This window comes from Micromonospora sp. NPDC048830 (genome assembly GCF_043198215.1).
Classification (GTDB): domain Bacteria; phylum Actinomycetota; class Actinomycetes; order Mycobacteriales; family Micromonosporaceae; genus Micromonospora.
On the sequence record NZ_JBICUP010000001.1, the window covers coordinates 13,720 to 36,277 of the forward strand.

At 74.1% G+C, this 22,558-nt stretch carries 22 protein-coding genes; 8 read left to right on the top strand and 14 right to left on the bottom strand.

Annotation, left to right across the window (positions count from 1 at the left end):
• Positions 1-39 precede the first annotated feature (39 nt).
• A complete protein-coding gene (locus ACGFIZ_RS00080) occupies positions 40-2,166 on the top strand; it encodes a hypothetical protein (protein WP_393413742.1) in 2,127 nt (708 codons plus the stop codon).
• A gap of 272 nt (positions 2,167-2,438) precedes the next feature.
• On the top strand, positions 2,439-4,037 hold the full coding sequence (locus tag ACGFIZ_RS00085) for a ricin-type beta-trefoil lectin domain protein (RefSeq protein WP_393413745.1): 1,599 nt from the start codon (positions 2,439-2,441) through the stop codon (positions 4,035-4,037).
• 38 nt (positions 4,038-4,075) lie between these two features.
• On the opposite strand, the gene ACGFIZ_RS00090 is transcribed toward ACGFIZ_RS00085, so the two are convergent.
• From ACGFIZ_RS00090 to ACGFIZ_RS00110, 5 genes are all read right to left on the bottom strand, one after another.
• Entirely contained in the window at positions 4,076-4,672 is a 597-nt protein-coding gene (locus tag ACGFIZ_RS00090) for a hypothetical protein (RefSeq protein ID WP_393413748.1), read from the bottom strand.
• 55 nt (positions 4,673-4,727) lie between these two features.
• Positions 4,728-6,251 (bottom strand): sensor histidine kinase, encoded by a 1,524-nt coding sequence (locus ACGFIZ_RS00095; RefSeq protein WP_393413750.1) that lies wholly within the window; start codon positions 6,249-6,251, stop codon positions 4,728-4,730.
• On the bottom strand, positions 6,244-6,939 hold the full coding sequence (locus tag ACGFIZ_RS00100; protein WP_393413753.1) for a response regulator: 696 nt from the start codon (positions 6,937-6,939) through the stop codon (positions 6,244-6,246). Before ACGFIZ_RS00100 ends, ACGFIZ_RS00095 begins: the two co-directional genes overlap by 8 nt.
• Before the next feature lie 71 nt (positions 6,940-7,010).
• On the bottom strand, positions 7,011-7,520 hold the full coding sequence (locus ACGFIZ_RS00105) for a hypothetical protein (protein WP_393413756.1): 510 nt from the start codon (positions 7,518-7,520) through the stop codon (positions 7,011-7,013).
• A gap of 136 nt (positions 7,521-7,656) precedes the next feature.
• Positions 7,657-8,829: a thiolase family protein gene (locus ACGFIZ_RS00110; RefSeq protein ID WP_393413758.1), complete on the bottom strand. Its 1,173-nt coding sequence runs from the start codon at positions 8,827-8,829 to the stop codon at positions 7,657-7,659.
• A 113-nt stretch (positions 8,830-8,942) separates the two neighbouring features.
• Between ACGFIZ_RS00110 and ACGFIZ_RS00115 the strand changes: the two genes are divergently transcribed.
• Entirely contained in the window at positions 8,943-9,386 is a 444-nt protein-coding gene (locus ACGFIZ_RS00115) for a PH domain-containing protein (RefSeq protein ID WP_393413761.1), read from the top strand.
• A gap of 27 nt (positions 9,387-9,413) precedes the next feature.
• On the opposite strand, the gene ACGFIZ_RS00120 is transcribed toward ACGFIZ_RS00115, so the two are convergent.
• Complete coding sequence (locus ACGFIZ_RS00120) at positions 9,414-10,325, bottom strand: rhomboid family intramembrane serine protease (RefSeq protein ID WP_393413764.1); 912 nt, start codon at positions 10,323-10,325, stop codon at positions 9,414-9,416.
• A gap of 64 nt (positions 10,326-10,389) precedes the next feature.
• Positions 10,390-10,920: a peptidylprolyl isomerase gene (locus tag ACGFIZ_RS00125; RefSeq protein ID WP_347667291.1), complete on the bottom strand. Its 531-nt coding sequence runs from the start codon at positions 10,918-10,920 to the stop codon at positions 10,390-10,392.
• A gap of 84 nt (positions 10,921-11,004) precedes the next feature.
• Here ACGFIZ_RS00125 and ACGFIZ_RS00130 point away from each other — a divergent pair, with 84 nt between their 5' ends.
• The gene (locus ACGFIZ_RS00130) at positions 11,005-11,868 is read left to right on the top strand and encodes a hypothetical protein (protein WP_393413767.1); all 864 of its coding nucleotides are present in this window, start codon (positions 11,005-11,007) and stop codon (positions 11,866-11,868) included.
• Between the two features lie 90 nt (positions 11,869-11,958).
• Here ACGFIZ_RS00130 and corA read toward each other — a convergent pair whose 3' ends face one another.
• Together corA and ACGFIZ_RS00140 are read right to left on the bottom strand one after the other, a co-directional pair.
• Positions 11,959-13,101 (bottom strand): magnesium/cobalt transporter CorA, encoded by a 1,143-nt coding sequence (gene corA, locus ACGFIZ_RS00135; protein WP_393413770.1) that lies wholly within the window; start codon positions 13,099-13,101, stop codon positions 11,959-11,961.
• 342 nt (positions 13,102-13,443) lie between these two features.
• Complete coding sequence (locus ACGFIZ_RS00140; RefSeq protein WP_393413773.1) at positions 13,444-14,538, bottom strand: PLP-dependent aminotransferase family protein; 1,095 nt, start codon at positions 14,536-14,538, stop codon at positions 13,444-13,446.
• A 163-nt stretch (positions 14,539-14,701) separates the two neighbouring features.
• On the opposite strand from ACGFIZ_RS00140, the gene ACGFIZ_RS00145 reads away from it, so the two are divergent.
• From ACGFIZ_RS00145 to ACGFIZ_RS00155, 3 genes are all read left to right on the top strand, one after another.
• A complete protein-coding gene (locus tag ACGFIZ_RS00145) occupies positions 14,702-15,559 on the top strand; it encodes a 3'(2'),5'-bisphosphate nucleotidase CysQ (RefSeq protein WP_393413776.1) in 858 nt (285 codons plus the stop codon).
• A 179-nt stretch (positions 15,560-15,738) separates the two neighbouring features.
• Positions 15,739-16,212 carry a zinc ribbon domain-containing protein gene (locus ACGFIZ_RS00150; protein ID WP_393413779.1) on the top strand — a complete coding sequence of 158 codons (474 nt, stop codon included), beginning with the start codon at positions 15,739-15,741 and terminating at the stop codon, positions 16,210-16,212.
• Positions 16,213-16,224: 12 nt separating this feature from the next.
• Positions 16,225-17,340, top strand: coding sequence for a hypothetical protein (locus ACGFIZ_RS00155; RefSeq protein ID WP_393413782.1), 1,116 nt, complete (start codon positions 16,225-16,227; stop codon positions 17,338-17,340).
• A 3-nt stretch (positions 17,341-17,343) separates the two neighbouring features.
• Here the strand turns inward: ACGFIZ_RS00155 and ACGFIZ_RS00160 are convergent, their stop codons facing one another.
• Genes ACGFIZ_RS00160 through ACGFIZ_RS00175 form a run of 4 tightly spaced genes read right to left on the bottom strand, consistent with a single transcriptional unit; the run spans position 17,344 to position 20,250 of the window.
• Positions 17,344-18,267 (bottom strand): glycosyltransferase family 2 protein, encoded by a 924-nt coding sequence (locus ACGFIZ_RS00160; RefSeq protein WP_393413784.1) that lies wholly within the window; start codon positions 18,265-18,267, stop codon positions 17,344-17,346.
• Positions 18,264-19,229, bottom strand: coding sequence for a sulfotransferase family protein (locus ACGFIZ_RS00165; protein WP_393413787.1), 966 nt, complete (start codon positions 19,227-19,229; stop codon positions 18,264-18,266). The genes ACGFIZ_RS00160 and ACGFIZ_RS00165 overlap by 4 nt, the downstream gene beginning before the upstream one ends.
• Positions 19,217-19,753, bottom strand: coding sequence for a glycosyltransferase (locus ACGFIZ_RS00170; protein WP_393413790.1), 537 nt, complete (start codon positions 19,751-19,753; stop codon positions 19,217-19,219). The genes ACGFIZ_RS00165 and ACGFIZ_RS00170 overlap by 13 nt, the downstream gene beginning before the upstream one ends.
• A gap of 56 nt (positions 19,754-19,809) precedes the next feature.
• Positions 19,810-20,250 (bottom strand): UDP-N-acetylglucosamine--LPS N-acetylglucosamine transferase, encoded by a 441-nt coding sequence (locus tag ACGFIZ_RS00175; protein ID WP_393414811.1) that lies wholly within the window; start codon positions 20,248-20,250, stop codon positions 19,810-19,812.
• Between the two features lie 236 nt (positions 20,251-20,486).
• On the opposite strand from ACGFIZ_RS00175, the gene ACGFIZ_RS00180 reads away from it, so the two are divergent.
• Positions 20,487-21,467 (top strand): sulfotransferase family protein, encoded by a 981-nt coding sequence (locus ACGFIZ_RS00180; RefSeq protein WP_393413793.1) that lies wholly within the window; start codon positions 20,487-20,489, stop codon positions 21,465-21,467.
• Between the two features lie 7 nt (positions 21,468-21,474).
• Here ACGFIZ_RS00180 and ACGFIZ_RS00185 read toward each other — a convergent pair whose 3' ends face one another.
• On the bottom strand, positions 21,475-22,407 hold the full coding sequence (locus ACGFIZ_RS00185) for a hypothetical protein (protein ID WP_393413796.1): 933 nt from the start codon (positions 22,405-22,407) through the stop codon (positions 21,475-21,477).
• Positions 22,408-22,558: the final 151 nt, after the last annotated feature.

The following is a 22,558-nucleotide window of genomic DNA, read 5'->3' on the forward strand; positions in this document are numbered from 1 at the left end:
GGAGCCGCGTTCTCAGCCGCATGGTGAATACTTCGCGCCATGTCGGCAGCCGGCTCCCTGCTCGTGGCGGTCCCGCCGGCCGCCGTCGTGTCGTTCGCCGTGGCGCTGCGCCCCCGCCGGGCGGAGACGGTCGCCCCGCTGCGGCTGGCCGTGCTGCGGGCGGCGCTGGTCGCCGGCGCGTTCGCGGTGCTGACCGTGGAGCTGCTCGGTGCGCTGCGCCTGTTGACCCTGCCCGCGTTCGCGGCGGCCTGGCTGCTGCTGCTCGCCGTCGCGGTGGCGGCGGCCAGGTGGCGGCTGCGCCGCGAGGGCACGTCCGTGGGCGCGCTGGCCGCCGCCGTCCGCGCGCGCCGCGCCGGGCTGGCCGATTCTTGGCGTACGGCGGGACGCGGGGAGCGCCTGCTCCTCGGCACGACCGGCGGGCTGGTCCTGGTCGAGCTGCTGATCGCCCTGCTCGCCGAGCCGAACAACTTCGACTCGCAGACCTACCACCTGCCGAAGGTGGAGCACTGGGTGGCCCAGCGGAGCCTGGAGTTCTGGCCCACGGCGATCCACCGGCAGGTGACGATCCCGCCGGGGGCCGAGTACCTGCTGCTGCACCTGCGGCTGTTCACCGGCGGGGACGGGCTGCACAACCTGGTCCAGTGGGCCGCCGGGGTGGGCTGCCTGCTGGTCGCCGCCCGGATCGCCGCCCAGCTCGGCGGGGGGCGGCGGGCCCAGGCGCTCACCGCGTTCGTGCTGGCCACCACGCCGATGGTGGCGCTCCAGGCGACCAGCACCCAGACCGACCTGGTCTGCGCCGCGTGGGTCGCCTGCGTGGCGAGCCTGGCGCTGGACGGGCTGCGCCGGCGGGCCGGCGTCGGCACCGTGCTGCTGCTCGGCGCGGCGACCGGGTTGACGGCCGTGACGAAGACGAGCGGGCTGATCGCGGTCGGCCCGCTGCTGCTGTTGTGGGGGATCGGCCAGCTCCGACTGGCCTACCTGGGAATCGGTCAACTCCGGCCGGCGTACCCGGGGAGCGGCCGGCTCCGGCCGGCGGACGCGGGCGAGGCCGGCCAGGGCGGACCGGCGCCGGCACGGGTCGCCGGAGTCGCCCGCTCGGTGGCGGGTTCCCTGCTGGTGCTGCTGGTGGCGCTGGTGGTGGTCGGCCCGTTCCTGGCCCGGGTGCAGGCGGAGTTCGGCCACCCGCTGGGGCCACCGCGGCTGCGCGAGTCCATCCCGATGGAGCGGCACGACCCCGCGTCCGTGCTGGTCAACGCCCTGCGAATCGGGCACACCGCACTGGACACCCCGCTCGCGCCGGTGCGCTCCGGGACGGCCGAGGCGATCATGGACGGCGCCCGGGCGATCGGGGTGGATCCGCAGGACCGGGCCATCACGTTCGGCCGCGAGATCTTCCCGGTGCCGGCCTGGTACCCCGATGAGGACCGGGTGGCGTTTTCGCTGGCCGGCGCGCTGGCGCTGATCGGGGCGGCGCTGGCGGTGGCTCGACCGGCCCGGGTCAGCCCGGCGGCGGCCGGCGCGCTGCGGGCGTACGCGGTCGTGGTGGTGACCACCGTGGCGCTGCACACCGCGATGATCAAGTGGCAGCCGTGGGGAAACCGGCTGCTGCTCTACGCCCTGGTCCTGGCGGCCCCGCTGGCCGGGCTCTGGCTGGACGCGCTGTTCCGCCGCCGCCTCGACCCGGGCTCGGCGGCGGGCCGGCGGCGGTCGGTGGCGGTCGGGCTGGCGGTGACCGTGCTGGCCACGTCGGCGCTGGCCGGGGTCCTCGCGCTGTCGTACGGCTTCCCGCGCCGGCTGGTCGGGGCCGGCTCGGTCTTCACCACGTCGGACTGGGACACCCGTTTCCTGCGCCGGCCGCAGTGGGCCGAGGAGTTCCGCTGGGCGGCCGACGCGGTCCGGGCGTCCGGGGCGCGGCGGATCGGGCTGGTGCAGCAGAACGACAACTGGGAGTACCCGTGGTGGCTGCTGCTGCGGGACGCCGACGGCGGCTCCCCGGACCTGGTGGCGCTCCAGTCGGTGCTGTCCGACCGCCCGCCGGCCGACCCGGCCTCGGTGGACGCGGTCGTCTGCACCGGCAACCGGAAGGCGTGCGCGGACCTCGTGCCGCCCGGCTGGCCGCTGGTATGGCGCGGCTACGTCGGCTACGCCCTCCCGCCGCCCCGCTAAGGCCGCCCGGCTGACGCCGCCCGCCTCCGGGTCGCTGACGCCGCCCGCCTCCGGGCCGCTGACGCGGCCCGCCTCCGGGTCGCGCAACTTCCTGGAAGTTGTCCCCTCCGTCGCCGGTTGAGGGGACAACTTCCACGAGCTTGCGCGGATCTTGGGCCGGAGCGCGCCTACGCTCACCGCCCGTTACCTAGACGTATTCACATATCTCGACGGAAGCGTTACCGTCGGTTAACTCAATCGACGTCCCGCGATCGAGTGGAAGGAGTACGTCGATGTCTGGTACCCCCGCCAGGCGCACCCGGAGGTCCCCGCGACGGGCCCTGACCGTCGTCCTCGCCACCGCGCTCGTCCTGCCGATGCTCGCCGGGCCGGCCTCCCCCGCCGCCGCGGCCGACCCCCCGCCCGTCCAACCGCTCCCCGCCAACCTCGAAGCGGTCCGCGCCGCCGAGGCCACCGCCCTGTACGGCAGCCCCGAGATCCGGCCGATCGAGCAGCGCCGCACCTCGCTGATCACGATGGGCGACAGCGAGATCTCCGGCGAGGGGGTGGGCAACTACGTCCCGGGCACCCACGAGCCCGGCAACTGGTGCGACCGGTCGTACGACCAGGCCGTGTTCCGTACCGGCATCCCGTCGGACACGCAGTACAACCTGGCCTGCTCCGGGGCCACCCCGTGGAACCTGGTGGCCGGCGGCCCGACCCAGCACAACGAGCTGAACCAGGGCGACTACCTGGCGATCAAGGCCCGCAACACGCGCGTCAAGCTGATCTGGGTGGTCGTCGGCGCCAACGGCGACGGCACGATCCAGTTCGGCCCGGTCGCCACCGACTGCGCGCTGCACCGGGTGTTCTTCCTCGGCACCTGCTGGCAGACGTACACCGACCAGTGGACCATCCGCACCGACGGCAGCCGGCGGGCCGTCGAGGAGGCGCTCGCCTCGATCCGGCAGACCATGACGAACGCCGGCTACCTGCGCTCCGACTACGAGCTGGTGTTGATGTCGTACCCGAGCCCGGCCAGCCCGGACGTCGAGGACAACCCGGACTTCCCCGGCTGGTACTCGGGCGGCTGCCTGCTCTACCTGGCCGACTCGGCGTTCGCCCGGAACAAGGCGGTGCCGCTGTTCGAGTCGGCGCTGCGCGCCGCCGCCGCCAACACCGGCACCCGGTACCTGGACGCCAGCCGGCTCTTCCACGGTCACGAGGTGTGCACCGACAACACCTCCGTACGGGGCCTGTACATCGAACTCGGCATCTGGGACGAGAACGCGGCCCGGCAGTCGTTCCACCCCAACGCCCGGGGCCACGGCATGTTCGCCCAGTGCGTCACCCAGTTCTGGAACTCGGGGCAGCAGCAGGCGACCTGCGTCGACCCGGCCAGCACCGGCAGCGGGGTCCTGTACGGCGGGCTGATGGAGTTCCGGCAACTGCGCAACGGGGCCACCGGCACCTGCGTCGACGGCAGGGGGTACGACTCCCGCAACGGCACCGTCCAGCAGTCGTACGCCTGCCACGGCGGTCGTAACCAGGGCTTCTGGTACGACCCGACGCGCCAGTCCCTGCACTCGGAGCTGTCCCACGACCGCTGCCTCGACGTGTCCGGCGGTTCGCTGACCGTCGACACGACGGTCAACATCCACGACTGCCACGGCGGCGCCAACCAGAAGTTCGTGTTCGTCGGCAACCAGCTCCGGGCGGCCGGCGCAAGCAACCTCTGCGTGGCGTTCGACAACCCGTGGCTGGGTACGCCCCGGCTGCGGCTGGCCACCTGCTCGACCAGCGCCCGCCAGCAGTGGTCGTTCGAGTCGCGCAGCTTCGCCAACCCGGTCGGCTACGGCCACGACGACTTCATCGGCTCACGCGTCTACTGACCGGCAGAAGGGGCCCCGGTCACCGGGGCCCCTTCGCATCACCTGATCAGGACGAGGCGGGCGGTGGCCGTGTCGCCGTCCTTGGCGCCGGCCACGCCGACCGTGGTGCCGACCTTGACTGCGGTCGGCTGGATCGTCGTACGCCGCTCGACGACCCGCAGGTTCTCGCCGAACGTCCAGGTCATCGTGAAGCCGTCGGTCGACTTGACGGTCATCGAGTCGCCGTCGATCGCGGTCACCTCGCCGCGCTGGACGGCCACCGTCCGCGTACCGCCGTCCTTCGTGCGGACGACCGCCTCGCCGTGCAGCGTGCCGCGGCGCAGCAGCACCCGGGCCCGGTGGCGCTTGCGCCACTCCTCCGCCCGCTCGCCCCGCCGCGCCTTTTCCCCGGCGCTCGGCGACGGCTCGCCGGAGGCGGCGGGCGCGGGCGCGGCGACCAACTCCAGGTCCAGGTCCCCGGCGTCGAAGCCCATCGCGGCCAGCGCCTGGCCCTCCGCCCCCAGCGCGGCGGACACCTCGACCGCGGTCTCCTGCTGGCGGCTGCCGGTCACCTCGGCCGGGCCGCATCCGGCCACGCCGAACGCGAGCGCCGCGAGTAGCGCGGTGGTGCCGGCGACGAGTCCGTGACGTGCCATCGTTCTCCCTTTCCGTCGGTTGGCCCCAGCGTCGCGCACCGGGGCTCAGGCGACGTCAACGCGATGTTCGGATCAGGTAAGGATCCGCCGGCAGCCGTACGGTGAACGCCGCACCGCCCTCGGGCGCGTGCCCGGCGGCGATCTCCCCGCCGAGCCGGCGGACCAGCCCCGCGGCGAGCGCCAGGCCGAGCCCGCTGCCCACCTTGCGCACCCCCCGGTAGCGCTGGTGCAGCGCGCCGCGCTCGAACGCCACCGCCAGGTCGTCGTCGGTGAAGCCCGGGCCGCCGTCGCGCACCTCCAGCACGCCGCCGGCGGCCGGGTCGGACCCGGCCGGCCGGGCTGCGAGCACCACCGGCGCCCCCGGGGGTACGACCCGCAGCGCGTTCTCCAGCAGCCCGTCGACCACCTGCCGGATCCGCCCCGGATCGGTGTACGCCGGCACGGGCCGGTCGGGGATCTCGGTGCGGAACGGCACCCCCACGGCCGCGCAGCGGTCGGCCCAGGTGCGCTCCGCGTCCGCCGCCAGCCGGGCCAGGTCGACGGGCACCGGCTCCAGCGGGAAGTCGGCGGCCTCCAGCCGGGCCAGCGCCAGCAGGTCGCGGACCAGCCGGTCCAGGTGTTCCGCCTCGGCGAGCATGGTCCGCCCGGTGTCCGGGGCCTCGTCCGCGCCGACCACTCCGTCGGCGAGCGCCTCGGCGTACCCCCGGATCGCCGTGAGCGGGGTGCGCAGCTCGTGCGAGACCGACAGCAGGAACTCCCGCTGCCGTCCCTCGCTGGTGGCCAGCGCGGCGGCCAGCCCGTTCAGCGCGATTGCCAGCTCGGCGACCTCGTCGGGTGGCTCGACCGGCACCCGCACGCTCCGGTCGCCGGCGCTGAGCCGGGCGGCGGCGGTGGCGGCCGTACGGATCGGGTGGGCGAGCCGGCGGGCCAGCAGCGACCCGGCGGCCAGCCCGGCGGCCAGCCCGGCGAGCAACGGCAGCCACAGGCTCAGCAGCACCCGGCCCCACAGTCCGGGGGTGGCCGGCCGGGTGAGCACCACGCCGTCCCCGCCGGGCAGCGCCCGCCCCTCGACCAGGGCGCGCTCGCCGGCCACCAGCCGCCGTCCGGAGACGTTGCGCCCCTCGGCGACCCGGTTCACCACCTGCCCGGGCAGGCCGGCGCGGTCGACCGCGCCGGCCCGGACGACGTACACGTCGATGTCCTGCGCGCGGAGCTGGCGGATCAGCCGCTCGCCGGCCGCGTCGCCCTGCCGCACCCGGGATACGCGCAGCACGTCGGCGGCGAGCCGGGCCTGCGCGGCGAGGGCCTCCTGATCGCGCCGCTCCGCCCCGCGCACCGCGAGCGGCACCGCCACCAGGGCGGTGACCAGCACCGACACGAGCGCCACGGCGCAGGTGACCAGCACCGCCCGGGCGGCGAGCGTACGGCCGGGTCGGCGGCGCGGCGGCGGGGCGGGGCGGGCGCCGATGACCGGCAGCGCGACGGTCGGCTGGGCCGGGACGGGCGGCGGCGCCGGGTCCGCTCCCGGGGGAGCCACCGGCGGCGCGGGCCGGTCCCCGGGCGGCGGGTGCTCAGCCATCGGCGGCGTACCCGACGCCCCGGTGGGTGCGGATCACCCCGGCCGCCGCGCCCAGCTTCGCCCGGACCTGCGCGACGTGCACGTCGACGGTGCGGGTGCCGGCGTGGGCGGCGTACCCCCAGACGCCGGCCAGCAGCTCCTCCCGCGTGAAGACCCGGCCGGGGCGGGCCATCAGGTGGGCGAGCAGGTCGAACTCCGTGGAGGTGAGCTGGACCGGCGCGCCGGCCGCGGTCACCGTCCGGCGGGTCGGGTCCAGGGTCACCGGGCCGACCACCCGGGCCCGCTCCGCGGCCTCGGGTGCGCCGGCGGCGCGGCGCAGCACGGCGCGGACCCGGGCGACCAGTTCGCGCGGGCTGAACGGCTTGGTCACGTAGTCGTCCGCGCCGAGTTCCAGACCGACGATCCGGTCCACCTCGTCGTCGCGCGCGGTGAGGAAGATGACGGGCGTCCAGTCGCCGACCTCGCGCAGCCGCCGGCAGATCTCGGTGCCGGCCAGGCCCGGCAGGGCGATGTCCAGGACGCAGGCCACCGGGCGCAGCCGGCGGGCGGCGGACAGCCCGGCCTCGCCGTCGCGTTCCAGGTGTACGCCGAAGCCGTCCCGGCTCAGGTAGAGCCGGACCAGGTCGGCGATGGCCGGCTCGTCCTCGACGACGAGGATCAGCCTGCGTCCGGGTGCGTCGACGGTCACCGACCCATGATTGCCGACCGGCGCTGACGGGGATCGTCGGGGCGTGTTCGGATCAGGTAAGGATCAGAGGGTCAGTGCACCACGACGGGCCGGGGCGCGCCGGTGCGCGAGGCGGCCGACAGGTTCCCGATCGTGGCGACGATCCGCTCGTTCGGCGTCCGCAGCCGGGTGCGGAACGCGTGGTGCAGCAGCGTGTCGAGCTGCCACACCTGTTTCGGGTGCTGGGTGCGGATGAGGAACCGCTCCCGCACACCGTCGATGGCGGTGGCGGCCAACTCCACCCCGGGCAGCCGGGGATCGGGGCTCCACGTGACGTCGCTGAGGTCGCGCAGTTCGGCGTTGAGGTGCAGGCGCAGCCGGTGCAGCACCCGGGACTGCCGGGTGACCACGAGCCGCCGGTGGGTGAGCAGCAGCAGGTAGTCGCCGACCGGCCGCTCCGGGCGGCTGCACCGGGTGACCATGATCGTGGCGTCGCCGGAGCCCACGCACCGGCGGAAGATCGGCATGTGCCGGCTGACGGTCTGCACCGCCAGCCCGGTCTCGGCGGCCGCGGGCAGGAACGTTCGGGAGAAGACGTCCATGACCTGCCCAACGACCCCGACGGTGGAGTGATATGGGTCACGGCCGGATTGCGGAACTTCCACGCCCCCGAGTCGCACTCCCCGTCCGATTTTGGTGTATGGAGGGGCCCAGGGCCCGCGGGGCGGGCCGCCGGGGTCAGAGCAGTTCGAGGATGGTGGCGTTGGCCATGCCGCCGCCCTCGCACATGGTCTGCAGGCCGTAGCGGATGGCGTTGTCCCGCATGTGCTGGAGCATCGTGGTCATGATCCGGGCACCGGACGCGCCGAGCGGATGGCCCAGGGCGATGGCCCCGCCGCGCGGGTTCAGCCGCTCCGGGTCCGCCTCCGTCTCCGCCAGCCAGGCCAGCGGAACCGGGGCGAACGCCTCGTTCACCTCGTACACCCCGATCTCCTCGATGCCCAGCCCCGCGCGGCGCAGCGCCTTCGCGGTGGCCGGGATGGGGGCCGTGAGCATGGTGACCGGATCGTCGGCGGCGACCACGGCGGTGTGCACCCGGGCCAGCGGACGCAGGCCGTGCCGGCTGGCCCAGTCGGACGTGGTGACGGCGAGCGCCGCCGCCCCGTCGGAGATCTGGGACGCGGAGCCGGCGGTGACCACGCCGTCGGGGCGGAACGGGGTGGCCAGCTCGCCGAGCTTCTCCAGCGAGGTGTCCCGGCGGATGCCCTCGTCGGCGGCGAACTTGGCCCCGTCGGGCAGCGCGACCGGAGCCAGCTCCGGGTCGAACGCGCCCGCGTCCTGGGCGGCGGCGGCCTTGACGTGGCTGGCCAGGGCGTACTCGTCGAGCTGGGCGCGGGAGAAGCGCCAGCGGGCCGCGATCAGCTCGGCGCCGACGCCCTGGTTGAACGGCAGCGGCGCGTCCTCGGCGAAGCCCTCGACGCCGCGGTAGCGGTCGCGGACCTGGTCGCTGAACGGCATCCCGGTGCCGACGCTGGAGCCCATCGGCACCCGGGTCATCGACTCGACGCCCCCGGCCACCACCAGGTCGGCCTGGCCGGACAGGACGGTGGCGGCGGCGAAGTGCAGCGCCTGCTGGCTCGACCCGCACTGCCGGTCCAGCGTCGTGCCGGGGACCGACTCGGGCCAGCCGGCGGCGAGCACGGCGTTGCGGGCGACGTTCCAGGACTGCTCGGCGACCTGGGACACGCAGCCCCAGATCACGTCGTCGACCTGCTCGGGGTCGATCCCGGTGCGCTCGGCGAGGGCACGCAGGGCGTGGGCCGAGAGGTCGACCGGGTGGACGCCGGCGAGGCTGCCCTTGCGCCGCCCGACCGGGGTCCGTACCGCACCGACGATGACCGCGTCACTCATATCTACTCCCCGGTAACCTGGCTGTCCCGATCCTACGTCCTTCGCCGGGCGCCCGTCCGCCCCGAATTCCTGGCGGCACCCGCGAGCCCCGGCGGGTCGGGCATGCTTTACCGGTGCGGGCGGGAACGGACTCGGAGTCGTCGGCGGCGCAGTGGCGGGTGCCGCGCGCCCTGCCCGTGCTGAAGCTGCCCGGCGCGGCGGCCCTGGTCGGGCTCGGGCTGTTCTTCGCCGAGGGCGACCAGGTGCGGCTCGTGCTGGCCGGGCTGGCAGCCGCCGCTCTGGTCGGCTCGGCGCTGCGCGACCTGCTGGCGCCGGTACGGCTCGCCGTCGACGCGGCGGGGATCACGGTGATCAGCGGGTTCGCCGGCCGCCGGCGGCTCGACTGGGACGCGGTCGAGGCGATCACCGTGGACCGCCGGCCCCGGCTGGGCCTGGCCACGGAGGTTCTGGAGATCGACACGGGCGACTCGCTGCACCTGTTCGGCCGGTACGACCTGGACGCCCCGCCGGGCGAGGTGGCCGAGGCGCTGCGCGCGGCCCGCCCGGAGCGGCGCTGACCCGGGCACGTTCGAGGCGGGCGCGGGTCAGCCGACCAGCATCGCCGTGCGGACGAGCACCAGCCCGAGCAGCGCCACGACCAGGATCGCGCCCCCGGCGAGTTGGAACAGCCCGCGCCGGGACCTGGGGGCGTACGCCAGCACGAGGGCCAGCGCCCCGCCGACGACCAGGCCCCCGAGGTGACCCGGGATGGAGAGATTCGGCACGGTCAGGGTGAAGACCAGGTTGATGACCAGGATGGGCAGGACGGACGAGATGTCGCGACCCATCCGGCGCTCGACCACGATCAGCGCGGCGAAGAGGCCGAACATCGCGGTGGACGCCCCGGCCGAGGCGGTGTTCGGGGCGCTGAACAGGTAGGCGGCCACGTTCCCGCCGAAGCCGGCGACCAGGTACAGGCCGAGGAAGCGCAGCGGCCCGAGGTTGGCCTCCAGGGACCGGCCGAGCACCCAGAGCGCCCACATGTTGAGCAGCAGGTGCACCACGCCGTAGTGCAGGAACATCGCAGTGACCAGCCGGTACCACTCACCCTCGGCGATGCCGTGCACGGTGCCGTCGGGGAAGAGGGCCCGTCCGATCACGGAGCCCCAGTCGGTCAGCGGGGTGCTGCCGCCCATCAGGCCGCCGAAGCCCGCGCCGCCGGCCGCCGCGTCCCCGCCCCGGTCGGAGGCGATGGACAGGATCATCATCAGCACGTTCAGCGCGATGAGGACCCTGGTCACGTAGCCGTGGCGGCCGGCGGCACCGCCACCGAAGGCGGTACGCGCCGGCCGCACGCTACGGCGTCCCTCGTTCACGCACTCGGGGCACTGGTGCCCCACCGACGCCTCACGCATGCAGTCCGGGCAGATCGGCCGGTCGCAGCGGGTGCACCGGACGTACGTCTCCCGGCCGGGGTGCTGGTAGCAGACCGGGGTGGTCGGCGGGGACTCGCTCACGGCCGCGGCCTCCCGGTGCCGGCGGGGCGCTCAGTCATGCGAGCAAAGGTACCTCGCTGGCCCGTCAGGCCGGGGTGCGCTCGATCTCGACGCGCTCGATGACGACGTCCTGCAGGGGACGGTCGCTCGGGCCGGTCGGGGTGTTGGCGATCGAGTCCACCACCTTCGCCGACGCCTCGTCGGCCACCTGACCGAAGATGGTGTGCCGGTTGTTCAGGTGCGGCGTCGGCGCGACGGTGATGAAGAACTGCGAGCCGTTGGTGCCCGGCCCGGCGTTCGCCATGGCGAGCAGGTACGGCCGGTCGAAGCGCAGGTCCGGGTGAAACTCGTCGGCGAACTTGTAGCCCGGGCCGCCGCGACCGGTGCCGGTCGGGTCGCCCATCTGGATCATGAAGCCGCTGATCACCCGGTGCGAGATGGTGCCGTCGTAGTACGGGCCGTTGCCCGGCTGACCCGTACGCGGGTCGACGTACTCGCGGTTGCCCTCGGCCAGGTCCACGAAGTTACGGACCGTCTTCGGGGCGTGGTTCGGAAAGAGCTCCAGCCGGATCGGGCCAGCGTTGGTGTGCAAAGTGGCGTAGACAGCCTCGGCCACGGGTACTCCTCATTCGTCGGTCAGTTCCATGCGGATCCTCCCATGTGCCCGTTCTGGCAGTGCGGAGGCATCCGAAGGTGGAGGATGACGAAGGAGCAACTCCCAGGAGGTGGGACCGTGTTTGGAATCGGGCGGCGCAAGACCCAGGGGCAGCTGGCCAGGGCCGAGCTGAACCAGGGCATCGGTCACCTGAGGCAGGCGGCCACGTACGCGGCGAAGGGTGCCGGCGCCTCGGTCGGCCCGCGGGTCCAGGCGGCCCGGAGCGCCGTCGCGCCGACCGCCCTCAGGGTGCGCGACCGGACGTCGAGTGGTCTCGCGTCCACGTTCGCGGCGCTCGCGCCACTGGCCCTGGCCGTTCGCAACGCGCAGGCCGAGGCGGCCGGCAGGGCCGTCGCCGGCAAAAAGGCCGCCGCGGCGAAGCAGGCCGCGGTGACCCGGAGGGCCAAGGCCGGCAACCTCAAGGCACGGAAGCGGAAGTCGCGCCAGGGCGGGCGGATGATGACCGGCCTGTTCGCCGCCGGGGCGGTCGCCGGGCTGGCCGGCGCGATGGCGATGCGCCGCCGCCGGGACCGGCACGAGTGGACCGAGTACGACGCGACCGTGGCCGTCGAGCCGGTCCGCGACGAGGTGGACACCCTGGTCGTGGAGACCCCCTCGGCCAACGGCGACAAGCCCGGCTCGCCCGCCGGAACCGGCGGCTCTCCCGCCGCGAGCGGCCCGGCCGGCGGCTCCCGGGCGGCCGGCGGCCCGGCCGGCACCGGCAGCTCGGCGGTGGCCGGCGGCGACGGCGCCTCCACCACGAAGCCGGGCGGCAGGCCGGCCGTCCAGCCGAACGACAAGGTCCCCTCGGTCGCCGAGGGCGCCCGGGACACCTCCGGCCGCCCGGCGGACGACCTGGGCAAGGCGCTGGGCAAGCAGGACGCGACCAAGTCCGGCGGCCGACGCTGATCTCCGGGGCCGCGCCCGGGGCGCGGGGACCAACGCCTGTGGTGGAGAAGGGTCCCCTTCTCCACCACAGGCGTCGACAGGGGCCCTTCCCTACAGCCAGCCGTTGCGGCGGAGCCAGCGGTAGAGGGCGAGCGAGATGCCCAGCATCAGGGCGAGGACGACGGGATATCCGTACGTCATCCGCAGCTCGGGCATGTTCTCGAAGTTCATGCCGTAGATGCCCGCGATCGCGGTCCAGACCGCGGCGATGGCGGCCCAGGACGCGATCTTGCGCATGTCGTTGTTCTGGTCGACGGTGACCTGGGCCAGCCGCGCCTGGAGGATCGAGTTCAGCAGGTCGTCGTACGAGTTGACCTGCTCGACGGTGCGGCTGAGGTGGTCCTGCACGTCCCGGAAGTAGCGCCGTACCTCATGCGGGACCTCCCGGTTGGCCTCGGCGGTGAGCGTCAGCAGCGGTCGTTGCAGCGGCATCACCGCCCGCTTGAACTCGACCAGCTCCCGCTTCATCTGGTAGATCCGCTGGATGCGCCCGGTGCTCTGCCGGTCGAACACGTCGGTCTCCAGCACGTCCAGGTCGTCCTCCAGCTGGTCGGCCACCTCCAGGTAGAGGTCGACCACCCGGTCCGTGATCGCGTACGCCACCGCCCACGGGCCGTGCGCCAGCAGCTCGTGCCTGGCCTCCAGGTCGGCCCGGACGGGAGAGAGCCGGCAGGCGTCGCCGTGCCGGACGCTGATCAGGAACTGCGGGCCGATGAAGAGCATCACCTGACCCGTCTCGACGACCTCCGAGTTCTCGGTCAGCTCGGCGTGCTCGCAGTACCGTGCCGTACGCAGCACGAGGAAGCTGACGTCGCCGAAGCGCTCCAGCTTGGGCCGCTGCTGGGCCTTGACCGCGTCCTCGACGGCCAGCTCGTGCAGGCCGAAGGTCGCGGCGATCTCGGTCATCTCGGCCAGCTCGGGCTCGTGCAGGCCGAGCCAGACGAACCCGTTCCGGCTGCGGGCGGCGGCGAGCGCCTCGGCGTAGTGGCACTCGCCGGGCTGCCGCCTGCCCTTGACGTAGAGCCCGCAGTCCACCACGGCGCTGCGGCCGGGGCCGGCCGGCTCGGGGGCGCGCTGGCTGCCGTCGGCGTTGAGGATGCGGGTCATGGCCCGAACCGGCGCCCAGGCCCGGGGCTTGATCACCCGCACCCCGTCCGGCGACGCGTCCCGGCTTCGCTCCGCCCGGTCCGTCATGGCGACCCCCTCCCCGCGCTGCCGCGACGGCCCCACACCGCCGCGCGTTGCAGGGTACGCCCGCCTCGGCCGGCCTGCCCGCGTCGCGCCGGCTGGTCGGCGCCGGGCGGGCCGGGCCGCGTCAGGGGGGTGAGGGGGCGACACGGCCCACCCGGCGCCATTTGGGGGCGGGGGTTGTGCTGAGCGCGCCACTGGTCACCAGGGCCGGGCGTCGCCCGCATTCGGGCAGGTCGACCCGCCGGCCGAGGTGAGTGGCGCTCGCAGCATTGTGAGCCGCCGGCCGGCCGGGCGGGAGCCCTGAGCCGGCCGGCATCGCCGTTCTGTCAGAAATCTGACAGAAAATCAGCCCCGAACGGCCTCCATCGCCTCCGCCAGCCGCCGGACGCCCTCGTCGATACGGTCCGCGGTGACCGCCGAGAAGGCCAGCCGGAGCGCGTGCCGCCCGCCGTCGAGGAGGAAGTCGCTGCCCTTGACGACCGCGACGCCCCGCTCGGCGGCGGCCGGGGCGAGCCGGTCGACGTCGACGTCCTCGGGCAGCTCGACCCAGAGGAAGTAGCCGCCGTCCGGCTCCACGAACCGCGCCTGCGGGATGTGCCGGCGCAGCGACTCGGCGAGCACCCGGGCGCGCTCGCCCAGCGCCGTGCTGACCGTCTCGATCGAGCGGGCGATGTCGCCGGAGACGCAGAACTGGTGCACGATCGCCTCGGAGACCATCCCCGGGGAGATGTAGAGGTTGGTGGCCTTCCTCGCGATGTCGGCGATCAGGTCCGCCGGCCCGATCAGGTAGCCGACCCGCACGCCGGGGCAGACCGTCTTGGTGAAGCTGGACGCGTGCACCACGAGGCCGCGGGTGTCCAGCGAGAGCATCGACGGCAGCGGCTCGCCCCGGAACCGGATGTCGGCGTACGGGTCGTCCTCGAAGATCGTGAAGTCGTACTCGGCGGCCAGGTCGAGCAGTTCCCGCCGCTTCTCCAGCGACAGGGTGACCCCGGCCGGGTTCTGGTAGTTCGGGATCACGTGCGCGAGCTTCGGCCGGACCCCGGACTCCAGCAGCTTGCGCAGCTCGGCGGTGTCCAGGCCGTCGGGCTGGATCGACACGCCGTGGATCTCGCCACCCATCCGCTGCAGGTTCAGCAGGGTCCGGTCGTACGTCGGGCGCTCGACCACGACCGCGTCGCCGGGGCGTACCAGGTGGTCGAAGAGGAAGGCGTCGGCCTGCAACGAGCCGTTGGTGATCAGTACCTGGGCGGGATCGACGCCGTGCTTGTCGGCGATCCACTTCCGCAGGGGCGGGTAGCCGACGGAGGTGCCGTAGGCCGTGACCCCGGCGGGGTCGGCGTCGAAGGCGCGGACGGCGGCGGCCTTGAGCCCCTCGACATCCACGATGTCCAGCGAGGGAGCCCCACGGGCGAAGGAGATCAGCTGCTCGGCGGTCATGCGGACGAGCCTAGGGCCTGGCCGGGGCGGTCCGGCCGGCATACACGCCAAGTTCAACATGCGGGCAACTGATCATCCGGGGCAGCGAGGACGGAGTTGAGCCACACTCTGCTCTGTCGGCAATCGGACCGGTCTCTGGCCTTGTCCCGACAGCCGCCGAAGGATGGATCGTTGGTGCCGCCGAGACAGTGATGAGGTTCACGTGACCGATGACGGGACGGGTCGCCGCGACGACCAGGCATTCGCCGAGTGGCTGGCCGGGCGGGCCGGCGCCGCGCTGACGGCGCTGCGCGAGACGCAGGGCTTCGCCGACCCGGCGGCGCTCAAGAACGCCGGCGACAAGGTCTCGCACGACCTGATGACGTCGGCGCTGGCCCGGTGGCGGCCGGCCGACGCGGTGCTCTCCGAGGAGCAGGCGGACAGCCGGCGGGCCTGGGCGGGTGGGGAGCGGCCGGCCCGGCTCGACGCGGACCGGGTGTGGATCATCGACCCGCTGGACGGCACCCGGGAGTTCTCCGAGGCCGGCCGGACCGACTGGGCGGTGCACGTGGCGCTCTGGCAGCGCTCCGCCGCCCCGGACGGCGCGCTGGTCGCCGGCGCGGTCGGCATGCCGGCCCGGACCACCGAGCACGGCGAGCCGCTGGTCCTCGGCACCCGGGAGACCGCCGCGCCCCCCGTCGACGGGGGGCTGCGGATCGCGGTGAGCCGCACCCGTCCGCCCGCGTTCGTCAGCGAACTGGTCGAGGGGATCGGCGCGCGGGCGGTGCCGATGGGCTCGGCCGGGGTGAAGGTCTGCGCGGTGGTGACCGGCGAGGTCGACGCGTACGTGCACGCCGGGGGTCAGTACGAGTGGGACTCGGCCGCCCCGGTCGCGGTCGCCCTCGGCGCCGGCATGCACGCCTCCCGGATCGACGGCTCGCCGCTGCGCTACAACCGGGACGACCCGCGCCTGCCGGACCTGCTGGTCTGCCGCCCGGAGCACGCGGACGCCCTGCTGGCCGCCATCGACCGCTACCGCTGACCGGCCGGCCGGGGCACCGCTGCCGCAGCCGCATCGGGACCCGTGACGGGTCGTTGCAGTACCAGGGAGCGCCGGAGCGACTCGCCCGGCGCGCTGACGCCCGCCTGAGCCGAGGAGGGTTAACAACTGCTGGCGTGTCGATGTTCTTTAGCGACATCTAGAGTCTTATGGTTGTCGGCGTGACCTTGAAGGAGTGGGCGGCGGCAACCGGTGTCTCGTATGCCAACCGGCGACTCGCCAGACACATCGCCGACGCCGGATTCGCCGAACTCCGCCGGCAGCTCACGTACAAAACCCAGTGGAGCGGCGGCCGGCTGATCGTGGCCGACCGGTGGTACCCGTCCTCGAAAACCTGCTCGGGCTGCGGCACGGTGAAAACCAAGCTGGCCCTGTCCGAGCGCACCTACCACTGCGAGGCGTGCGGCCTGGTCACAGACCGCGACCATAACGCCTCGCTCAACCTGGCCGCCCTGGCGGCCCAGTTCGACACCGCCGGGAGTGGCCCGGTGGCAGCACGTGGAGCCGACCAGAAGACCCGCCAACGCGGGCAGGCGGCTGTGAAACGTGAACCCGGCACGGCAGCCGCCGGTCAGACCGGGACCGTCCCACCGCAAGGCGGGACTACCAATCGTGAGCTCGCCAAAGCGCACTGAGAGGTAACGGTCATGAGTCCCGGCCCCACCGTACCCGCCCTCGGCCCGCCGCCACGTCGCCGGTCCGGCCGCTGGTGGCTCCTGCCGGTGACCGCCGGGGCCGTGGTGCTGAGCGCCACCGTCGCCCTGGCCACCAACGGCGACCTGCCCGGCCGGCCGGCCACCGTGGCCTCCGGCGCCGCCAGCCACGACGCGGGGCTCGGCCCGGCGGCACCCGGCGCCCGGCCGACCCCGAGCGGATCCCAGGGCTTCGGCAGCAACCCGAGCCCGTCCGTCTCGCCGAGCCCGAGCGCCAGCGGTGGCGCGTCGGACGGCGGGTTCCCGGGCGGCCGGGCCACCCTGCCGGGGGCGAGCATCCACCTGCTCTCCGGGGAGAGCTTCTCGGCAGCGCTGGCCCGCTCCGACCGGGCGTACGGGCCGCTGCGCATGGTCCGGGTCTTCTACCCCGGCCTGCCGCCGGCCTGGCGCGGCAGCCGCGCCGACGTCGCCGACCGGACCGTCGTGGTCTCCTTCAAGGCCGCCCCGGCCGAGGTGGCCGCCGGACGGCACGACTCGCGGCTGGCCGCCTGGTTCGCCTCCGTCCCCCGCGACCTGGACGTCTACTGGTCGTACTTCCACGAACCGGAGGACGACATCGCCCGGGGCGCGTACACCTCGGCGCAGTACCGGGCGGCGTGGCAGCGGCTCGCCCGCCTGGCCGACCGGGCCGGCAACGCCCGGCTGCGGTCCACCCTGATCCTGATGTGCTGGACGCTGAACCCCCGCTCCGGGCGCACCTTCGCGCATTACTGGCCCGGCGGCGACGCCGTCGACGTGCTCGGCTGGGACTGCTACAACAGCGGCGGGAAGTACGGCCGCTACACCGCCCCCGAGCAGGTGTTCGGCCCGATGATCGCGAAGTCGCGGGCGTTGGGCAAGCCCTGGGGGCTCGCCGAGACCGGCAGCCTCCGGATCCCGGGGGACACCGGCGCCGGGCGGGCCGCCTGGATCCGGGCGATGAGCCGGTACCTGAACGACCAGCGCCCGCTGTGGGTCGCGTACTACGACTACCAGGTCCCGGACGGCGACTTCCGGCTCACCGACGCGCCGAGTCGGGAGGCGTGGCGGGCCTGGTGCGCCGCCGCCTGAGGCTCAGATCCCCCGGCCGCGCTTGTGCAGCGTACGCAGGACGCGGTCGGGGTCGACGGCCCGGCTGGCCACGGCCAGGGCCAGGTACGCGCGCGGCTCCCGGGGATTGCGGGACAGCGTGCGCCGCGCCCAGCGGACCGCCTCCCCCCGGTTGCCCAGGGCCGCCTGGGCGAAGGCGATCTGCCCGCTGACCCGCGCCTCGCCGTGCGGCACGGTGGCGAACTCCGGGTACCGGCCGAGCAGCCACTGCAACGCGGTCGAGATCGTCTCCCAGCGCTGGGCGAAGTACGACCGCTTGTGCCAGCGCACCGTCACGTACGGCCGGGCCAGGTTGACCAGCGGCGCGTGCCGGGCGGCCCGGAGCAGGAACTCGTAGTCCTCCGCGTAGCTGCCCGGGATCTCCTCGTCGACCAGCCCGATCCCGTCGAGCAGGGCGTCCCGCCGGATCAGGAAGGTCGACGGGTGCAGCTCGGTGTGCCGGTCCCGCAGCAGGGCGGCCAGCGGCACCCGGCTCACCGGCAGCACCCGGTCGACCTGGCGGCCGTCGTAGTCGACCCGGATGCCGCAGCTCACGAACGCGCCGTCGGCCGTGGCGTCGAGGGCGGCCACCTGCGCGGCGAGCTTGCCGGGCAGCCACTCGTCGTCGTCGTCGCAGAACGCCACCAGCTCGCCGCCGGCGGCCAGGATGCCGGTGTTACGCGCGCCGGCCAGGCCCGGGGCACGCTCGTTGACCAGCACGGTGACCCGGGGGTCGTCGGCCAGCGACCGGTCCGGCTCGGACTGGTCGTAGACGACCACCACGTCGACCGGGCCGGGGTAGTCCTGGCCGAGGATCGCGTCGAGGGCCTTGCGCAGCAACTCCGGGCGGTCCCGGGTGGGGACCACCGCGGTCACCGACGGGGCGCCGCCGATCGCCGGCTCGGTCATCGTGCCTCCGTGGAACCGGGCCGGCCGTGGCCGACGTATCCGTACCGAAGCCGCAGCGGCAACGTCGCGGCGCTCACCACCACCCGGCTGCGCGACGGCAGGGCCGTCCGCCAGGCGTCGTCCTGCCGGACCCGCAGCGGCCCCGAGTTGAAGCGCAGCGGGTTCCCGGCGATGCTGTGCGCCCGGCGCAGCGGCGGGGGCGACGGGTCCAGCACCCGCAACGCGTCCGGGTCGTCGGCCAGGCCGGCGAAGCGGCGCACCCGGACGACCGTGCCGCGCGGGTCGGCGGTGAAGTCCTCGTAGCGCAGCCGGACGACCGGCGCGCGGGTCGCGAGCAGGTGGAACGCCGCGTTCTGCGCCGTCCACAGCTTGCTCACGGTGACCGGGGAGAACGTGGGCATGTACGCCTCGGCGTCGACCACCTCGGGCCGGCGCACCTGCTTCGCCCACGAGTACGCCACCGCCCGGCTGTCCCGGACCAGGTGCACCACCCGCAGGTCGAGGTCGTCGGCCCAGCGCAGCGCGAACGCCGTCGAGGCGTGCTTGCTGGAGTCCACCACCGTGCGCGCGCCGGTCACGGCCATCGCGGCGGCATAGATCCGGGTGTAGAGGTGGGCGTACCGGCGCACCTGGTCGAGCTGCCCGGCCGACAGGTCGCCCCGGGCCAGGCGGGGGATGTGCCGGGTCCGGTCGACGGCGTCCTTCAGCGCGAGCACCTCGGCGCGGTCGACCGCCGACCAGCCGCCGAAGGCGTGCTCGCCGACCCGCTGCCAGAAGTCGCAGGCCGAGAAGCGCTCGCCGCAGCCGCACCGCTCGTCGCCGCCGAGCGCCCGCTCCCACAGGTGCACCACCTCGCCGACGGCGCAGACGTCCGGGTGCTGGGCCAGGATCAGTTCGAGCAGGGTGGAGCCGCTGCGCCCCAGCCCGCCCACGAACAGCACCCGGGCGTTCACCGCCACCACCTCCGCTGCGCCGGCACCCGCCGGCCGCGGACCAGGTCCTCCACGATCCGGCCGACCGCCGTCGCGGCCGCCACCCGGGGGTCGGGCCGGTCCGGGTCGGCGGCCAGGGCGTACGCCTGCGGGTCCGCGACGCCCCTGTCCAGCGCCTCGACCAGGTCCGCCTCCGACTCGACCAGCCGGACCATCCCCGCCGCGCCGAGGCGGCGGGCGAAGAGCTGCTGATGGTTGTCGACGTGCTCGTGGTGGGCCGGATCCCGGGGCACCACGATCGGCAGGTGCTGGTGCCGGCGCGCCTCCGTGATGGTGGCCGGGCCGCCGTGGCAGACGACGACGTCCGCCTCGGTCATCGCCCGCTGGAGCTCCTCGTGGGCCAGGAACGGCACCGCGTCCGGCAGTCGGGGGGTGCGGCTGCTGCCGTACTGGACGAGGAGGTGGACCTCCGGGACATCGCCCGCGCGGCCGGCGTGCCAGCGCTCCAGCCACTCGACCAGCCGGTCGAACCGGTGCACGTCGGTGCCGACCATGGCGAGGACGGTGCGCCGCCGCGAAGAGGCCGCCCGCGGGCGGGGAATGGCCGGGATCACAGAAGGTTTCCCACCACGGTCGCCTTCGGGTACAGCCGGCGCTGCTCCTCCCACTGCACGAGCATCGCGGAGAGGAAGGGCCGGCAGAGTCGGGCGGAGAGCGTCGGGGTGTCGATCCGGTCGTACACCTCGATGTAGACCGTGGGGATGCGGCGCAGCCGGGCCACCACCACGAACGGGACGGCGACCCCGGCGCCGGTGGTGACCACCGCGGCCACGTCGCGCCCGCGGAACACCCGGACCGCGAGCCAGAGGTTGCGCAGGAGGTTCCTCACGTTCCGGGTGGTGGGGTGGTACGCCCAGACGACGTCCTCGCCGTCGAGCAGCGAGCGGGCGTCCGGGGTGTCGAAGGTGACCCAGGAGCGGGACCGGTCGCGGTACCACGGTTCGAGCGCCACCAGCTGGGCGAGGTGCCCACCGCTGGAACCGACGAGCATGACCTCACCAGAATCCACGTCCACCCGCCTCCTCGGCCCCCGGCCACCGCCCCGACCGGCCAACGGGGACGGTCGCGCAACGCCGCCACAATGTATCGACGCGCGACCGGGAACATAAATAGCTCTCCCCACCATCGGGACTGTCGGATGGTTGGCTGCGGACCCGTTCGCCAGTCCCCGGCTCCGTCCGTCGCACCTAGACTGCCGCTGGAATCCGCCGACGAGAGGGACCGCGCATGACCGGCCAGGTGTCCGAGGCAGAGCAGGCGGGCGGCAGCCCGGGCACCGCTCCCGTCACCGTCCTGTACGTCTGCGGCATGCCGCGCAGCGGGTCCACGCTGCTCGACCTGATGCTCGGCCAGTTCGTCGGGCACTGCGACGTCGGCGAGCTGTTCTACCTGTGGCAGTCCGGCGTCGAGCGCAACTTCCGGTGCGCCTGCGGGGAGCACTTCGACGCCTGCCCGTTCTGGGGCGAGGTCGGCCGGCGGGCGTACGGCGGATGGTCGCGGATCGACGTGGCCGACGTACGCGCGCTGCAACGCCGGGTGGACGCGACGGCCCGGCTGCCGCTGATCCTGAACCCCGGGCTGTCCCCGGCCTTCCGGCGGGACCTGGACCGCTACACCGAACTGCTGACCCGGCTCTACCGGGCGGTCGCCGAGGTGTCCGGGGCGAAGGTGGTGGTCGACTCGACCAAGCGCCCGTCGCTGGCGTACATCCTGGCCCGGGCCCCGGAGATCGACCTGCGGCTGGTGCACGTGCTGCGCGACCCGCGCGGGGTCGCGTACTCGTGGAGCCAGGTGGTCGAGCTGCCCGAGGGCACCTCGGCCAAGGGCCGGATGAACCAGCGCTCGGCCCGGCTGACCGCCCGGCGCTGGGTCACCGTCAACGCGATGGTCGCCGCCCTCGGCCGCTCGGGCGTGCCCCGGGTCGTCGTCCGGTACGAGGACCTGGTCCGCGACCCGCGCGGCGAGCTGGGCCGGATCGCCGCGCTCACCGCCGACGTGACCGGTGTGGTGGACCCGCTCGCGTTCCTGCGGGACAACGAGTTCGAGCAGGCCGGCTCGCACGCGGTGGCCGGCGGGCGGATCCGGATGCGCACCGGCGCGATCAGCCTGGCGCTGGACGAGAAGTGGCGCCGCGAGTACGCCCCGGGCCGCCGCCGGCTGGTCGGCGCGATGACCTGGCCGCTGCGCCGCCGCTACGGCTACCGCTGACGGGCCCTCACCCTCCCGCGGTGGCGGCCAGGTGCGCGTCGAGCGTGTCCAGCAGTTCCGGGGCGCGCTCGTAGTCGAACTTGCGGGCGAAGTGCGCCCCGCTGGCCAGCGCGCGGGGCAGGTCCTCGGCGGTGAGCGACTTCGGGTGGTTGAACGTGCTGTCGCGGAAGTCGAAGTAGCGCTTGCAGTCCGGCACCAGGTTGAACCGGTCGGCGCTGCACACGATGGTCTGGAAGACCGCCTCCACCGGGGACAGGCAGCGCCGGAAGTACGCCACGACGTCCGGCCGCCGGTCGAAGTACTCCCGCAGGTAGGCCACCACCGGCCAGCTCAGCGACGAGAACGCCGACCCGCCGTGCAGCCGCAGGTCCGGCCCGAACGGGGTGCGGGCGCGCCGGCCGACCGCCAGCCCGTACGACACGTGCACCCGGACCAGGGGCTGCACCCGGTTGACCGCCTGGATCGGGCGGAGCAGCCGTTTGCCGCGCGGGCTGAGCGGGAGCAGGCGGCGGTGCTGGAAGTGGTACCGGGAGCGGACCCGGCTGCGCGGCCAGTGGCTCTCCGGCCCGAACGCGTCCCAGTACTCCATGAACCCGTCCGCGCCCGAGCCGACCAGCTCGGCCTCGCACTCGCCGAGCGGCCGGAGTGGATAGTCCTGCCCGGTGATGTTGACCAGCCAGTCGACCGACACACCCTCGGCGTTCAGCCAGTCCACCGCCGCCATGTAGCGGTCCACGTGACTGAAGTCGCCGTAGCCGCCCTCATGTGTCTGAATCACGACATCCGGCAGCGAACGCAGCTCGGCGAGGTCCAACGGGGTGCCGTTCACGTCATGGCTGATGTGGACGAGGCTGCCCGGGCTGTACCGCTTGACCGCGTGGACCAGCCGGTTGACCTGCTCCGGCGACCGGTGGCTCTGGATGTGGTAGCAAAACCGCACCGGCCCATCCTGCCCGGCCGACGGAACGCTGAGAACCGGGCCGCCGGACCGGTGACAAGCGGACCTTTCGTCCGCTTCCCCTGACCGGCGGTATCGGGGAGACTCAGGTTTCCGCCGTGGGACCTCGTCCACGGCCGACTGGACGGTCCGG

Bases quoted from the DNA above. Each gene is read 5' to 3' on its own strand.
- corA (WP_393413770.1), bottom strand. From the start codon at position 13,101: ATGACGGACCGGGCGGAGCGAAGCCGGGACGCGTCGCCGGACGGGGTG.
- ACGFIZ_RS00175 (WP_393414811.1), bottom strand. From the start codon at position 20,250: ATGCTCGTCGGTTCCAGCGGTGGGCACCTCGCCCAGCTGGTGGCGCTC.
- ACGFIZ_RS00080 (WP_393413742.1), top strand. From the start codon at position 40: ATGTCGGCAGCCGGCTCCCTGCTCGTGGCGGTCCCGCCGGCCGCCGTC.
- ACGFIZ_RS00095 (WP_393413750.1), bottom strand. From the start codon at position 6,251: ATGGCTGAGCACCCGCCGCCCGGGGACCGGCCCGCGCCGCCGGTGGCT.
- ACGFIZ_RS00110 (WP_393413758.1), bottom strand. From the start codon at position 8,829: ATGAGTGACGCGGTCATCGTCGGTGCGGTACGGACCCCGGTCGGGCGG.
- ACGFIZ_RS00090 (WP_393413748.1), bottom strand. From the start codon at position 4,672: ATGGCACGTCACGGACTCGTCGCCGGCACCACCGCGCTACTCGCGGCG.
- ACGFIZ_RS00160 (WP_393413784.1), bottom strand. From the start codon at position 18,267: ATGACCGAGCCGGCGATCGGCGGCGCCCCGTCGGTGACCGCGGTGGTC.
- ACGFIZ_RS00170 (WP_393413790.1), bottom strand. From the start codon at position 19,753: ATGGTCGGCACCGACGTGCACCGGTTCGACCGGCTGGTCGAGTGGCTG.
- ACGFIZ_RS00145 (WP_393413776.1), top strand. From the start codon at position 14,702: ATGGATCGTTGGTGCCGCCGAGACAGTGATGAGGTTCACGTGACCGAT.
- ACGFIZ_RS00140 (WP_393413773.1), bottom strand. From the start codon at position 14,538: ATGACCGCCGAGCAGCTGATCTCCTTCGCCCGTGGGGCTCCCTCGCTG.
- ACGFIZ_RS00180 (WP_393413793.1), top strand. From the start codon at position 20,487: ATGACCGGCCAGGTGTCCGAGGCAGAGCAGGCGGGCGGCAGCCCGGGC.
- ACGFIZ_RS00130 (WP_393413767.1), top strand. From the start codon at position 11,005: ATGACGAAGGAGCAACTCCCAGGAGGTGGGACCGTGTTTGGAATCGGG.
- ACGFIZ_RS00155 (WP_393413782.1), top strand. From the start codon at position 16,225: ATGAGTCCCGGCCCCACCGTACCCGCCCTCGGCCCGCCGCCACGTCGC.
- ACGFIZ_RS00105 (WP_393413756.1), bottom strand. From the start codon at position 7,520: ATGGACGTCTTCTCCCGAACGTTCCTGCCCGCGGCCGCCGAGACCGGG.
- ACGFIZ_RS00085 (WP_393413745.1), top strand. From the start codon at position 2,439: ATGTCTGGTACCCCCGCCAGGCGCACCCGGAGGTCCCCGCGACGGGCC.